The sequence below is a fragment of the Kitasatospora sp. NPDC029367 genome (assembly GCF_055569135.1).
On the sequence record NZ_JBVHYH010000063.1, the window covers coordinates 43576 to 56507 of the forward strand.

General features: G+C 73.8%; 10 protein-coding genes. 4 read left to right on the forward strand and 6 right to left on the reverse strand.

What is annotated here, in order from left to right; all coding sequences use genetic code 11:
- Window positions 1-154 precede the first annotated feature (154 nt).
- Both ACZ4W5_RS28185 and ACZ4W5_RS28190 read left to right on the forward strand, forming a co-directional pair.
- Window positions 155-1528, forward strand: a complete 1374-nt coding sequence (locus tag ACZ4W5_RS28185; protein ID WP_465657695.1) for a coiled-coil domain-containing protein — start codon at window positions 155-157, stop codon at window positions 1526-1528.
- A 22-nt stretch (window positions 1529-1550) separates the two neighbouring features.
- Window positions 1551-1775: an FmdB family zinc ribbon protein gene (locus ACZ4W5_RS28190; RefSeq protein WP_360228451.1), complete on the forward strand. Its 225-nt coding sequence runs from the start codon at window positions 1551-1553 to the stop codon at window positions 1773-1775.
- Window positions 1776-1793: 18 nt separating this feature from the next.
- Here the strand turns inward: ACZ4W5_RS28190 and ACZ4W5_RS28195 are convergent, their stop codons facing one another.
- The 3 genes from ACZ4W5_RS28195 to ACZ4W5_RS28205 form a co-directional block, all read right to left on the reverse strand.
- Window positions 1794-2636, reverse strand: a complete 843-nt coding sequence (locus ACZ4W5_RS28195; protein ID WP_465657701.1) for an HAD family hydrolase — start codon at window positions 2634-2636, stop codon at window positions 1794-1796.
- An 80-nt stretch (window positions 2637-2716) separates the two neighbouring features.
- The gene (locus ACZ4W5_RS28200; RefSeq protein ID WP_465657702.1) at window positions 2717-5257 is read right to left on the reverse strand and encodes a phosphoribosyltransferase; all 2541 of its coding nucleotides are present in this window, start codon (window positions 5255-5257) and stop codon (window positions 2717-2719) included.
- A 151-nt stretch (window positions 5258-5408) separates the two neighbouring features.
- A complete protein-coding gene (locus ACZ4W5_RS28205; protein ID WP_465657696.1) occupies window positions 5409-6602 on the reverse strand; it encodes an HpcH/HpaI aldolase/citrate lyase family protein in 1194 nt (397 codons plus the stop codon).
- A gap of 409 nt (window positions 6603-7011) precedes the next feature.
- On the opposite strand from ACZ4W5_RS28205, the gene ACZ4W5_RS28210 reads away from it, so the two are divergent.
- Window positions 7012-8259 (forward strand): TerD family protein, encoded by a 1248-nt coding sequence (locus tag ACZ4W5_RS28210; protein ID WP_465657697.1) that lies wholly within the window; start codon window positions 7012-7014, stop codon window positions 8257-8259.
- Between the two features lie 127 nt (window positions 8260-8386).
- Here the strand turns inward: ACZ4W5_RS28210 and ACZ4W5_RS28215 are convergent, their stop codons facing one another.
- Entirely contained in the window at window positions 8387-9145 is a 759-nt protein-coding gene (locus ACZ4W5_RS28215; protein ID WP_360228460.1) for a Tellurium resistance, read from the reverse strand.
- Between the two features lie 374 nt (window positions 9146-9519).
- Here ACZ4W5_RS28215 and ACZ4W5_RS28220 point away from each other — a divergent pair, with 374 nt between their 5' ends.
- Window positions 9520-10734, forward strand: coding sequence for a DUF2637 domain-containing protein (locus ACZ4W5_RS28220; RefSeq protein ID WP_465657699.1), 1215 nt, complete (start codon window positions 9520-9522; stop codon window positions 10732-10734).
- A gap of 117 nt (window positions 10735-10851) precedes the next feature.
- Here the strand turns inward: ACZ4W5_RS28220 and ACZ4W5_RS28225 are convergent, their stop codons facing one another.
- Window positions 10852-11946: a DUF475 domain-containing protein gene (locus ACZ4W5_RS28225; RefSeq protein ID WP_360228466.1), complete on the reverse strand. Its 1095-nt coding sequence runs from the start codon at window positions 11944-11946 to the stop codon at window positions 10852-10854.
- Window positions 11947-12115: 169 nt separating this feature from the next.
- Window positions 12116-12694 (reverse strand): TerD family protein, encoded by a 579-nt coding sequence (locus ACZ4W5_RS28230; protein WP_360228469.1) that lies wholly within the window; start codon window positions 12692-12694, stop codon window positions 12116-12118.
- Window positions 12695-12932 lie beyond the last annotated feature (238 nt).

Below are 12932 nucleotides of genomic sequence, written 5' to 3' on the forward strand. Positions count from 1 at the left end.
GTGGCCCTTCGGGCGTACGACGAGTGCCTAGGGTACCTGGTCCGGAGGGATGGTGTGGTGCGGGCGGGGCGGGGTGGTGGGAGGGGGCTGCCCGTGGTGCGGGGGGATCGGGGAGAATGGGCGCGGATCAGCGGGTCGGAGCAGGGAGCGCGCAGTGGCGGTGGCCGGCGGGAGCGGGCAGCGGGGGCGGCGTCGGGCGGGGAGTGCGCTGGGCGACGCGCTGGTGTTGCCGGTGGTGCTGGCGGGTGCGTTGGGGGCGGTCGGGCTGGCGTCGGCGGGCAGTGGCGGCTGGTGGGGGCGGCGGAGTGCCGGGGACGGCGTGCGGGCGGAGGCCCGGGAGGCGCGGGCCGCGGCGCAGGAGGCGTTCTACGAGCTGGAGGAGACGCAGCGCGAGCTCCGGTTGGCGGTGGAGACCGTCCGGGCGGCCGAGGAGGGTGCGGCGGCGCAGCGGGCGTTGGCCGAGTGGCCGGCGATCTCCGGCCGGGTCGAGCAGGTCACGGTGAACTACCTGGCCGCGCTCGACGCCCATGACCTGGACCGGGAGGACCTGGACGCCGGTTCGGTGGCCCAGGCCCGGCGGCTGCTGGTGGACGTGCAGGGCCAGCTCCGCTCGGCCCGCGCCGAGCTGACCGACTTCCTGCGCCGCCTCCAGCCGACCCTCCAGCACGCCGAGCAGCAGCTGATGCGGGTCACTCCGGCCGTGGAGCAGGCCAAGCGCGCGCTGCTGCGGGCGACCACCACGCTGGACGAGGTGCGCGGCGCCGGGCTGCGGGCGGACGACCTGGCGGCCCGGCTGGCCGAGCTGGCGCCGGAGCTGGGGCGGCTGAACGAGGGGGCGGCACGGCACGGCGTGGCGGCCACCCTCCAGCGGGCCGAGGACGTGCAGCGGCGGGCGGAGGCGATCACTGCCGACGCCGCCCAACTGCCCGAGCGGGCCCGGGAGCTGGACCGCCGGGTGTCCAGCCTACGGACCCGGATCCAGGCGCTCGGGACCAAGGCGGAGACGGTCGATCCGGCGCTGAGCGAGCTGCGCCGCCGGTTCAGCACGGCCTGCTGGCAGGACCTCCAGCGGGTGCCCGAGCAGGTCGCCGAGGCGGGCCGGGCCGCCGAGCACAAGCTCGCCGAGGCCGCCCGGGCCCGGGACGAGCAACGGTGGGCGGACGCCACCGCCGCGATCGGTACGGTCCGCGCGCTGCTGGAGACCGCGGACGGCTCGGTGCAGGCCGTGAACGACCGGCTGCGGCAGCTGAACGAGGTGCAGCACGACCCGAACCGGGAGGTGGAGCGCGCCCGCTTCGCCGTCCGGGACGCCCAGCGCCTGGCGATGGCGGGCCGCACCGCGCCGGACCCACGGCACGCCGGCCCGCTGGACGAGGCGGTGGCCCGGCTGGACCGGGCACTGGAGACCCTCCAGGCCGCGGGCCGGCACCCCGACTACTGGCACTTCCTGACCGAGCTGGCGGCGGTACGGGAGACGGCGGCCCGGGTGATCGACATGATCCGCGGCGATCTGGGCCAGCACCGCTGAGCGCGGTCGGTACCCTGCCGGTATGCCACGCTACGACTTCCGCTGCCGCTCCTGCGGAGCCACCTTCGAGCTCCGCCGCCCGATGGCCCAGGCCAACGACCCCGCCGTCTGCCCGCAGGGCCACCGGGACACCGTGAAGCTGCTGTCCACCGTCGCCGTCACCGGCGCGGCGGGCGGCGCGCCGCAGCAGGCCCCGAGCGGGGGCGGGGGCGGGGGCGGCTGCTGCGGCGGCGGGTGCTGCGGCTGACCGGCGGCTGACCGACAGCTAGCCGGCGACCACCGTGCCGACGGGGGCAACAGGGGCGACGGGGGCGACGGTCGCGGCCGCCAGGAACCGGCGGGCGATCTCCTCCCCCGCCGCCACCCCCACCTCCGCCAGGGCGGTGACGCCGGGCGCCGTCCATCCGCCGTCGGCCAGTTCGCCGTGCCCGGGCCGCCACCCGGCGTCGGCGGCGAGCAGCAGGTCGGCGTCCAGCAGGGAGTCGCCGGCCGCCAGGACGGTGTGCGCGCCGCTGCGCCGGACGGCCTCGGCGAGCGCGGCGCTCTTGGTGAGCGGCTGCGGCACGGCGTACACCTTGCGGCCCTGCAACGAGACCCGCCAGCCGCGTTCGGCGCACCAGCCGGTGAGCTCGGGCAGCCAGCCGTCGGGCAGCCGGTCGCGTTCGACGACCAGGTAGGCGAACTGCTCGTCGGCGACCCGCCGTTTGTGCGTCCACTCCGGGTCGGCGCTCAGGGCGAGTCGACGCACCACCTCGTCCAGCGGGGCGGCGCCGGCGGCGATCCGTGCGGTGATCTCGCGGCGCCAGTCGCGGTCCGGCTCGCCGTCCACCAGCAGCTGTCCGCCGTTCGCGCAGATCGCGTAAGTCGGCGTCGGCCCGGGCAGGTTGACCCGCCGGTACTGCTCGACGGTCCGGGTGGTGGCGGGTACGAAGCGGGCCCGGCGGCCCAGTTCGACCAGCAGAGCGGCGGCCCGTTCGGTCAGGAAGGACAGCGGGCGCCCGTCCAGCACCTCGACGCAGAGCAGGCGTGGCGCGAGCCGGTCGGGTCCGCCCAGGGCCAGGGCCCGCTCGGAGTAGATGAGCGTACGGTCGAGGTCGCTGGCCACCAACACGCCACCCGCGCCCCCTGAGCCACCCGCGCCACCATCGGCAGCACCGCCCGTACCATCCGAACCTTCCACTGCACCCATCAGGACTCCCTCCCCGTCACGGCCCGTCCGCTCTCCCCCGTCGCCCCCCGACTGTAGCGGGGGTGGATGAGGCCCACGCAGCTGTACGGCAGCCCGTCCACCTCCTCGACCGGGACGCCGCGTTGGGCGGCGAGCAGCCGTACGTGGTCGAGGTCGGAGCCCGCGCCGCGCCGGGCCAGCACCCGCCAGGGCACCCGGCGCAGCAGCACCCGGGTGGTCTCGCCGACGCCGGGCTTCACCAGGTTGATGTTGTCGATGCCGTACTCGGCGCTGATCCGCTCGACGGCGGCCCAGCCGGCCCAGTCGGGCGTGCGGTCCGGGTCGGCGGCGAGCCGGTCGGCCGCCTGGACCGCGAGGGCGCGGACCTCCCCGAAGTGGTCGGCCACCGCGGTCAGGAAGGCCTCCGAGACGTCCCCGCCCGCGAGTTCGGCATAGTGCTTGGCACCGTGGAAGTCACCGGGACCGATCAGTCCGGCCCGCAGCACGGTGCGCGAAACCAGCCCGGACACCGTGGAGTTGAGGCAGGCGGAGGGGATCAGGAAGTCCTCCCGGGTGCCGTACGTCCGGACGCAGCGGCCCGGGTCGGCGAGCACCGCGAGGTCCGGGTCGAAGCCGGTGCCGGCCAGCGCGTCGGTGAGCTCGCGGGTGATCGCGCCCTTTCCGGTCCAGCCGTCCACGAAGACCACGTCGGACGCCCGGTGGTGGGCCGCCAGGTAGCGCAGCGCGACCTGGTCGATGCCGCGACCGCGGACGATGGACACCGCGTAGTGCGGCACGGACAGGCCGTGGGCGAAGGCCAGCCAGCGGCGGACCAGGATGCCGACCGGCGTGCCGGCCCGGGCCAGCGAGGCGAGCACCAGGCCGGGCCCGCGCTCGCGCAGCAGGGTCTCGGCGACGGTGCCGACGGCGAGCGCCATCCGGCGGGCCGAACCGCGCAGCGCCTGGTGGAACAGCTCCTGGTACTCGGGGCTGGGGCGGTACTCGACCGGCAGCGACTCGGCGTAGTGGGCGCCGCCGTGCTGGACGGCCTCCTCCCGTTCCTCGGTGGGGGCCTCCAGCGGCACGTCGGAGAGGTCCTTGAGCAGCCAGGCGACCTCCTCCGGGCGGTAGGAGGAGAACTCCGGCCCGTACAGCGGAGCCGGCAGCGCGGCAGGCAGCGGAGCCGGCGACGCGGCGGCCGGCACGGAGGACGACACCGAGGACGGTACGGCGGGCAGCACCGGGCGGTGCGAGGGGAGTACCGCGAGGACCACCCGGTCGGTGACCTGCCGCAGCTGGCGCAGCAGCGCGTACTCCCCCTGGTGCAGCGCCGGGGTGTCGGCCACGTCGTCCACCACCAGCACCACGGCGTCGAAGCGGCGGGCCCCGTCCGCACCGGGGGCGACGTTGTAGGCGTAGCGCTCGCGCGAGCCGCCGTCCTGCGGGTCGTCGTGGGCCGGGAAGACCAGCCGGGTGCGGATGGCGTAGCCGGGGTCGTCCACGGCGAGGACGGGCGAGCGGGTGGTGGTGGAGTAGCGGACGCGGTCACCGCCGAGCCGCTGGGCGAGCGCCTCGGCCAGCCGCAGCGGCGCGTACATCAGCTCCTCGAAGCCGAGCACCAAAACCCGCTGCTGCTCAGAGCCAGGACCATCCACCGAGCCGGCACCGCCCACCGGCCCCGCGCCGTCCCCGAGCGCCTCCGCCACCTGCCCCGCCAGTGCGGGCAGTACGGCGTCCAGCCGCTCGCGGTCCCGCGCCGTGAAGCCGTGCCGCCCACCGTCCGGCAGCCCGGCGGGCCAGTCCAGCTCGACCCGGACCAGCGGGGCGGGCTCGACGGCCGGCGGCGGGGCGGCCGGAGGGACGGCGGCGATCAGCCGCTCGGCCCGCGCCACGATGTCCTCGGGCAGGTCGACGCCACCGCTCGCGGTGGCCACCACGTCGAGCCGGGCGCCGAGTTCGGCGGCGGCCGCGGCGAGCCGGTGCCGGTCCTCGGCGGAGCGCAGGTCGACCAGGGCGACCACCACGTAGTGGCCGCGCGGGTGGCGGCGGTGCAGTTCGCGGATGGTGTTGAGGACGGTCCGGCCGGTCGAGAGCTCGTCGTCCACCAGCACCAACGGCCCGTCGCCCGCGAGGAGTTCGGGGTCGGCCGGGAGGAGCAGGTGGCCGGTGGCGTGGGAGTGCTCCTCCTCGAAGCCGCCGAGCGGGGGCACCCCGGGGACGGGGCGGCGGGTGGAGTGCAGGCAGGGCGCGTCCAGGCCGTCGGCGACGCTGTGACCGAGGCCGGTGGCCGTCTCCGCGTAGCCGAGCACGACGGCCCGGCCGGCCGCCGCGGGGCCGAGCAACTCCCGGACCCGGCGACCGAGTTCGAGCCCGGCGCCGTGCACGACGGCGGGCCGCTGCGGGACGTGCTTGCCGAGCACGCTGGAGACCAGCAGGTGGGCCCGCCTGGGGTTGCCGGACCGCAGGGCCAGGCCGACCAGTTCGGGCAGGCGCTCCGATCCGGTCAGCGCGATCCCGGCCCGCTCGGCGACCCAGCGCCCGGTCCAGCCGCCCTCCACCACACCGGCCGTACCCGCCCCGGCCGCACCCGCCCCGCCCGCTACCGCCGTCACCGTCGCTGCCGTCGCCGTCTCTGCTCTCTTCACTACTGGTCCCGCCTTCGGTGGTGCTGATCGATCTGTTCGCTCGTGTCGTCGGGTCGAGGGGCCGGGGTCAGCCGCACAGGCAGGCCGACAGCAGCTCCGCGAAGCTCACGTCCTCCCGGGCCACTCCGAAGACCTCCGCCCGCAGTAGCACCCGCTCCGCCCAGGCGCGGTGCGGCCGGGCCTCGTTCATCTTGTTCGTGTACGCCGAGCGGAGCACCCCGCCGCCGTCCTGCTCCTGCCGCAGGATGTCGCGCGCGTCGCAGTACTCCTCGTGCGTGACCACGGACAGCGCGTGCACGGCGGGGACGTGGCTGGGGTGGATGCAGGTCTTGCCCAACAAGCCGTTGGCGCGGTCGAGTTCGACCTCGCGGATGAGCCCGTCCAGGTCGTGCTCGATGATCTTCCGGCGGACCTCCTCGCCGGAGGCCCGGGCGGTGCCGGCGGTCGCGGCGAACGGGGTGCGGCGCAGCTGCGGCTTGAACATCCGCTCCTGCACCGGGAAGTACTCCCAGACCGGCCCGGTCACGGTGTACCCGGTGCCGTCGGCCCGGCCGAGCACGTTGACCACGTCGCCGATCACGGCGGCGACCAGGGCCACGTCGTAGGCGGTGAGGTCGGGTGAGCGCCGCAGCCCGTAGGCGGAGCACAGGTCGGTGACGCCGAGCCGGACGGCGAGCACCCGTTCGCGGTGCTCGGCGAGCAGCTCGGCGATGCCGAAGAGCTGCTCGCGCCTGGTCTCCAGGTGGGCGAGTTCGGGCGATTCCAGGACGGGCATGGCGAACAGCCGCCGCCCGGTGGCGGCCTCGGCGGCGGCGAGCGCGGCCAGGTAGGCGCCGCCGACCTGCGGGGTGAACTTGGGCAGGACGAAGCCGCTCAGCAGCCCGACGGCCGGACCGAGTCGCTCGACCAGGTCGAGGATCTGCTCGGCAGTGCGAACCCTGATGAAGAGAAGCGGGTGATCCTGTGCGCAGTCGGTGAAATCATTGACCAGGTCCGACAACTGCTCGACCAGGTTGCGCTCGCCCGCGCCCACCTCGTGGTCGGCGATCGAGTCCTCCAGGCAGAGCACCATCGACACCACGCCCTGTCCGGCCAGCTTGCGGATGTCGGCGGCCAGTACGGGCCTGGTCGCGGGGCTGTAGAGGGTGCCGCCGAGGGCAGTGGCGAGCACCGCGGGCTCGCTCGCCGCGGTGAACGTCCGCGGCTGCTCCAGGAACAGCCGGGCACGGACGTCGTCGACGAGGTGGCCGAAATGGCGCACGGTGCTCTCCTCGGGGCTGGACGGCGGGCTGACCGACCGGACGGACGGCCTCCGGCCAGCGGTTTCCCGCCTGGACGCACCGCCGGCGGACTCCCCCCACCGGCCTCCGGGGGCCTGTTCGAAGGCCCATCGTACGGACGGGTTCCGGCCGTTCCCGGCGTCGGGGCACTGAACTCCCGGAACATCCGGCGGGCGCCGGGGCCCGCCCGGGGCGATCGCCCCACGGACGACCGGCAGGCGCCGCCCGGCGGCCACCCAGCCCCCGCCCGACTCCGACCGGCCACCCGCCACCCACCGGAAGGCCCGCCGCAAACCTCGGTCCGACGCAAGTCTTGGCAAAGTCCGCCCCCACGCCGACCGTCCCGGTCACGTTGTCCGAAGGGGTGGCGAACGGGCAGGATGGTCCGCTATGACGCACGTGATGGCCAAGGGCGCCAACATCGCACTGCCGGCGGCGGCGGTCCGCGCCGTGCTGCGCTGGAGCGCCACGCCCGGTGCGCCGGACGTGGACGCGTCCGCGCTGCTGCTCGGCACCAACGGCAAGGTCCGTTCGGACGCCGACTTCGTCTTCTACAACCAGCCCCGCCACCCCTCCGGCCTGGTCCGCCACCTGCCCAAGCAGCACACCGCGGGCGGCGCCGAGATCATCGACACGGTCGAGGTCGAACTGGCCAAGCTGCCCGTGGAGGTGGACCGGGTGGTGCTGGCCGGTTCCTCCGAGGGCGGCTCGTTCCGCGCCGTCCCGGGGCTGCGGCTGCTGCTGTTCGACGCCGCCACGGGTGACGGCGCGGTTCCGCTCGCCGAGTTCGCGATCGTGGACGCCGAGAACGTGTCCGCGCTGGTCGCGGGCGAGCTGTACCGGCGCAACGGCTCCTGGAAGTTCCGGGCGATCGGCCAGGGGTACACCTCGGGACTGATCGGCCTGGCCACCGACTTCGGCATCACGGTCGACGACGAGGCGGAGGCCGCCGCGGCGGCAGCGGCCGCCGCAGCCGCAGCCGCCGCTGCCCAGCCGACCCCGGCGCCCGCCTCCACCGCCACCCCCACCGGCGCGGTCGACCCGCGGGCCACCCCGCTGCCCGACCCGCGCTCCGAGGCTCGGCCCGAGCCCGGCACCTTCACCCTGAGCCCGGCCGTCCCGCAGTCCCCGGCGCAGCCTCCGGCCCGGCCCCCGGTCGCTCCGGCCACCCCGGCCCCGGCTGCTGCCGCCGCCAACGGCCCGGCGACCCCGCCGTCCGCCGCGCCGGCCACCCCGCCCCCGCCGGTGGCCCCGCCCACCGTGCCCCCGAACATCCCGCCGGCCCCGCCCGCGCCGCCGACCCACCAGCCGGCCGCCCAATCGGGCGGCTACGGCTACCCCCAGGCCCAGCCCGGCACCGGGTACGGCTACCCGCAGGCCCAGCCCGCGACCGGCTACGGCTACCCGCAGCCCAACCAGCCGTACCCGCCCCAGCAGCCCCAGCCGGGCCCCCACTCCGGCGGCTACGGCTACCCCCAGCCCGGCACCGGATACGGCTACCCGCAGCCCCAGCCGGGCACCGGCCAGCAGCCGCCCGTCCCGCCGCAGCCCCCGGCACCGGTACCGCCCCAGGCCCAGGCCCAGCCCGCCGAGGAGTTCGCGCTGCCCCCGCAGGGCCCGCAGTTCCAGCCCCACTGAGCCGTCCCCGCCGGATCACCGCACACCGAACCGCCCCGCCGAGCCCGACGCCCGGCGGGGCCGACGCCCCCAGCACCGCAGCCCCGCCACCCACGGTCACCGCACCCCCGCGGCCCCGCCGGGGACCTCAGTCCCCGCCCCCGCTCGGCTTCTGCCCCTTGTACCCCCGCTGCCACTGCATCCCGAAGCCGTACAGCCGGTCGATGTCCGCCTGGAACCCGTTCACGTACCGCACCTCGCGGCGCACGGTCAGCTGGTTGTCCCCGGCGTTCTCGATCAGCACCACCGCGCAGGAGCGCGCCGCCCGGGCCCGTTCGTCCAGCTTGATCTCGATCCGCGGCCCGGTCTGCGGCACGATCGTTATCACCGCGTGGGTCTGCTCGAAGGCCGGGGTGCCGTCGTAGATGTAGACGAAGATCAGCAGCCGCTTGAACTTGTCCTTCTTCTCCAGGTTGACGTACATCGTCTCGCCGGAGGGCGCCCCGTACTGGTCGTCACCGCTGAGCTTGATGAACGGCGGTTCCCGCAGGTCGCCGAAGAGTTCACCGAGCGGCTGCACCACACCCCGGGTGCCGTCGGAGAGTTCGTACATGCAGGCGAGGTCGAGGTCGACGTTCAGCTGCTCGTTGCCCCCCGGCGAGTCGGGCTCCAGCGGGCTGAGGATCCGCGGGCTGAAGAGCCGTTTGAGGGTGTCCCGGGTGCTCGGCCGGACGGCGCCCGAGCGCATGGTCCAGTGCAGGTTGACGTAGAGGTAGCCGGTGGTGGCGGCGGAGCCGGTGATCGCGTGCTGCGGCGCCGACTTGGTGAGCGTGACCTTGTGCTGCCCGCCCGGGTTGTCGAAGGTGTAGCTCTTGTCCCCGCGCAGGTACTCCCAGATCGAGACCATCCAGTCCTCTCCCCCTGCCTCCGTGCGGCGGTCTGACGATCCGCCGGTCCATGATCGGGCATCGACCGGGCCGACGGATACCCGGACTCCTTCTTTCCCTACCCTGCCCAGCCGTTGACGCCCACCCGTGATTCCCGCCCGTGACCCGAACCGGTGGGTCGATTGGCCCGCGGAAGCCGCCCTCCCGTAACATGCCGCCCCTTCGGACGCGATATCGTCTAGCCGCACAGGTGTCCCGTCCGCCCCTGCGCGGGCGCGGTGGGCACGTCGTGCGGCGACGAACGAACCGTCAGGCGGTACCCGCCCCGCGGGACCTGACCACCTGTGTCGCGCTGTGAACCTGTCCCCTGCGGAAACCCGAGGCCCGACCCGCAATGAACCTGACCTCCATACAGCTGGTCTGGACCGTCGTCGGCGGCGCAGCCCTGCTGTTCGTCGCCATCCTGATGGCGACGCTGCGATTCAAGAGCTCGAAGAACGACGAGGCCGGCGACTCCTGGGAGCGCAGCGAGGAGCGCCGCCGCCGCAAGGAGATGATCTACGGAATCTCCTCGTACACCCTGCTGTTCTGCTGCGCCGGCGTCGCGGCCGCGCTCTCCTTCCACGGCCTGGTGGGCTTCGGCATCGAGAACCTGGGCCTGTCCAACGGCTGGGAGTACCTCGTCCCGTTCGGCCTGGACGGCGCCGCGATGTTCTGCTCGGTGCTCGCCGTCCGCGAGGCCAGCCACGGTGACGCCGCGCTCGGTTCCCGCCTGCTGGTCTGGGTGTTCGCGATCGCCTCGGCCTGGTTCAACTGGGTGCACGCCCCGCGCGGCCTGGGCCACGCCGGCGCCCCGCAGTTCTTCTCCGGCATGTCGATCTCGGCGGCGATCCTGTTCGACCGCGCGCTCAAGCAGACCCGCAAGGCCGCGCTGCGCGAGCAGGGCCTGGTGCCGCGTCCGCTGCCGCAGATCCGCATCGTCCGCTGGCTGCGCGCCCCGCGCGAGACCTACGCGGCCTGGTCGCTGATGCTGCTGGAGAACGTCCGCAGCCTGGACGAGGCGGTCGAGGAGGTCCGCGAGGAGCGCCAGGCGAAGCTGGACGCCAAGGTGCGCGCCCGTTCCGCCGACCGCCGCGAGCGGGCCGAGCTGAAGGCCATCTCCCGCCAGGGCGGCATGCTCGCCCGGGCCCGCGGCGGGCGTCAGGTGCCCGCGCTCACGGCGGCCGGAGACGGCCAGACCGCTACGGAGCCTGCCCTAGCCGCCGAGAGCGACCGCACCGCCTCGACCACGCAGGACCCGTACACCTCCTCCGCCACCGCGCTGGACGCCGGCCGTCGGCCGCGGGCCGCCGTGGGGTCGTCCTACACCTCCTCCGCGAGCAGCTCGCTGTCGTCCTCCTCGCTGTCCTCGGCGAGCAGTTCGACCGGCAGCTCCTACTCCTCGACCGACAGCTCGTACTCCTCCTCGACCACCGGTTCGACGAGCGGCTCCACCTCGTCCTACCGCAGCTCGACCGTCGACCTGACGGCCGACGACGACACCCTGTCGATGCCGAAGCTGGACTCGCTGGAGCGCAAGCTGCGCGCGATCGAGCAGCAGCTGGGCTGACCCCCGCCCCCGCCCACACATCCCCCGCAGGAACAACGCGACGGCCGCCCCCGGATCCCCGGAGGCGGCCGTCGCGTTCCCCGGCCCTACGGCCGAGGGGGTGGCTGGGGCGGCGGACTACTGCCCGCTGCCCACGAGTTCCTTCTCCCCCTCCGCCGCCTCACGCCGGTTGCGCAGCATCGAGGAGGCGAGCGCCAGCCCGATGAAGGCGACGCCGATCAGGCCGGTGACGATCTCCGGGATGTGGTACTTGATCCCGACCAGCAGGATCACCGCCAGCGCGCCGATCGCGTAGTGGGCGCCGTGCTCCAGGTAGACGTAGTCGTCCAGGGTGCCCTTGCGGACCAGGAAGACGGTCAGCGAGCGGATGTACATGGCGCCGATGCCGAGGCCCAGGGTGATCTGGAAGATGTCGTTGGAGATCGCGAAGGCGCCGACCACGCCGTCGAAGGAGAACGACGCGTCCAGGACCTCCAGGTAGAGGAAGAGGAAGAACGCGGCCTTGCCGGCCACCTGGACGACCGACTTGCCGGACTTCTCCGCCTCCTCCTCGCGCTCGGCCTCCTCCTCCAGGCCCGATTCGAAGATCGAGGAGAGGCCGCCGACGACGAGGTAGGTGATCAGGCCGAGCACACCGGCCAGCAGAACGGTTTCGGCGTGCTCCGCCGCGAAGAAGCGCGAGGCCAGCACCAGCGCGACCAGGGAGACGACACTGGACAGGGCGTCCAGCTTGCCGACCTTCTCCAGCGGGCGCTCCAGCCAGCCGAGCCAGTTGTGCTCCTTCTCGTCGAACACGAAGTCGAGGAAGATCATCAGCAGGAAGACGCCGCCGAAGGCCGCGATGGCCGGGTTGGCCGCCTCCAGGTACTGGCCGTAGGTGAGGCCGTCGTGGGTCGCGTTGGAGTGCAGGGCGAGGTCGATCACCGTCGCGGGGTTGAGCTTCGCGGTGAGGCCGACGACCAGCAGCGGGAAGACCAGACGCATCCCGAAGACGGCGATGAGCACACCGACCGTCAGGAAGATCTTCTGCCAGTACGGGTTCATCCGCTTCAACACCGTGGCGTTGACCACCGCGTTGTCGAAGGACAGGGAGATCTCCAGGATGGAGAGGATCAGCACGATGCCGAAGCCTTGGGCCCCCCAGAGCAGTCCGGCCGCGATCAGGCCCAGGGCGGTGATCGCGAACGACCAGCCGAATGTGCGGAGGAACACGGGAGTTGGCTACCTTTCGGGTTCTGGCCGTGTCGGGGGCGGCCTGGTCCCGAGACGGCTGACCGGGCCGGGCCCGGTCAGGTCACCCCCGCACTGCCCTCTGTTCTCTTGATCGTTTGATCGTTGATCATCTGATCGTTGATCGGTGCGATAAGTCCGTTTTACGGCCTCACTGTACGTTGACGCCGAAGTCGAGCGCGATCCCGCGCAGGCCCGAGGCGTACCCCTGGCCCACCGCGCGGAACTTCCACTCACCCGCGTACCGGTACAGCTCGCCGAAGATCATCGCGGTCTCGCTGGACGCGTCCTCGGACAGGTCGTAGCGCGCGATCTCCTCGCCGTCGACGGAGTTGACGACCCGGATGTAGGCGTTGCGCACCTGTCCGAAGTTCTGCAGCCGGGCCTCGGCCTCGTAGATCGAGACCGCGAAGACCACCTTGTCCGCCTGGGCCGGGACCAGCTCCAGGTTGACCAGGATCAGCTCGTCGTCACCCGTCTCGTCGCCGCCCACGAGGTTGTCGCCCTGGTGCTCCACCGAGCCCTCGGGGCTCTTGAGGTTGTTGTAGAAGACAAAGTACTCGTCGCCGAGCACCCGTCCGCCACCGCAGAGCAGGGCGCTCGCGTCGAGGTCGAACGGTGCGCCCGTGGTCGAACGGGCGGACCAGCCGAGGCCGATCTGGACCTGCGTCAGGTTCGGCGCGGCCTTGGTGAGCGAAACGTTCCCGCCCTTGGCGAGCGTGACCACCATGGTGTTCTTCCTCCCTTGCTTCTCCCGGGGCGCCATACAGGTGTAGTCCCCCGCGGCCCCGGCCGGCCCGCTTCGGCCGGCTGAACTTCCTGAACTCACATCCTCGCAGCGCACCGGACCCCGACGAAGCCGGGCCGGTCCCGACGAAGCGGGGGGGGGGGGGGGGGGGGGGGGGGGGGGGGGGGGGGGGGGGGGGGGGGGGGGGGGGGGGGGGGGGGGGGGGGGGGGGGGGGGGGGG

Bases quoted from the DNA above. Each gene is read 5' to 3' on its own strand.
- ACZ4W5_RS28190 (WP_360228451.1), top strand. From the start codon at position 1,551: ATGCCACGCTACGACTTCCGCTGCCGCTCCTGCGGAGCCACCTTCGAG.
- ACZ4W5_RS28230 (WP_360228469.1), bottom strand. From the start codon at position 12,694: ATGGTGGTCACGCTCGCCAAGGGCGGGAACGTTTCGCTCACCAAGGCC.
- ACZ4W5_RS28220 (WP_465657699.1), top strand. From the start codon at position 9,520: ATGAACCTGACCTCCATACAGCTGGTCTGGACCGTCGTCGGCGGCGCA.
- ACZ4W5_RS28215 (WP_360228460.1), bottom strand. From the start codon at position 9,145: ATGGTCTCGATCTGGGAGTACCTGCGCGGGGACAAGAGCTACACCTTC.
- ACZ4W5_RS28210 (WP_465657697.1), top strand. From the start codon at position 7,012: ATGACGCACGTGATGGCCAAGGGCGCCAACATCGCACTGCCGGCGGCG.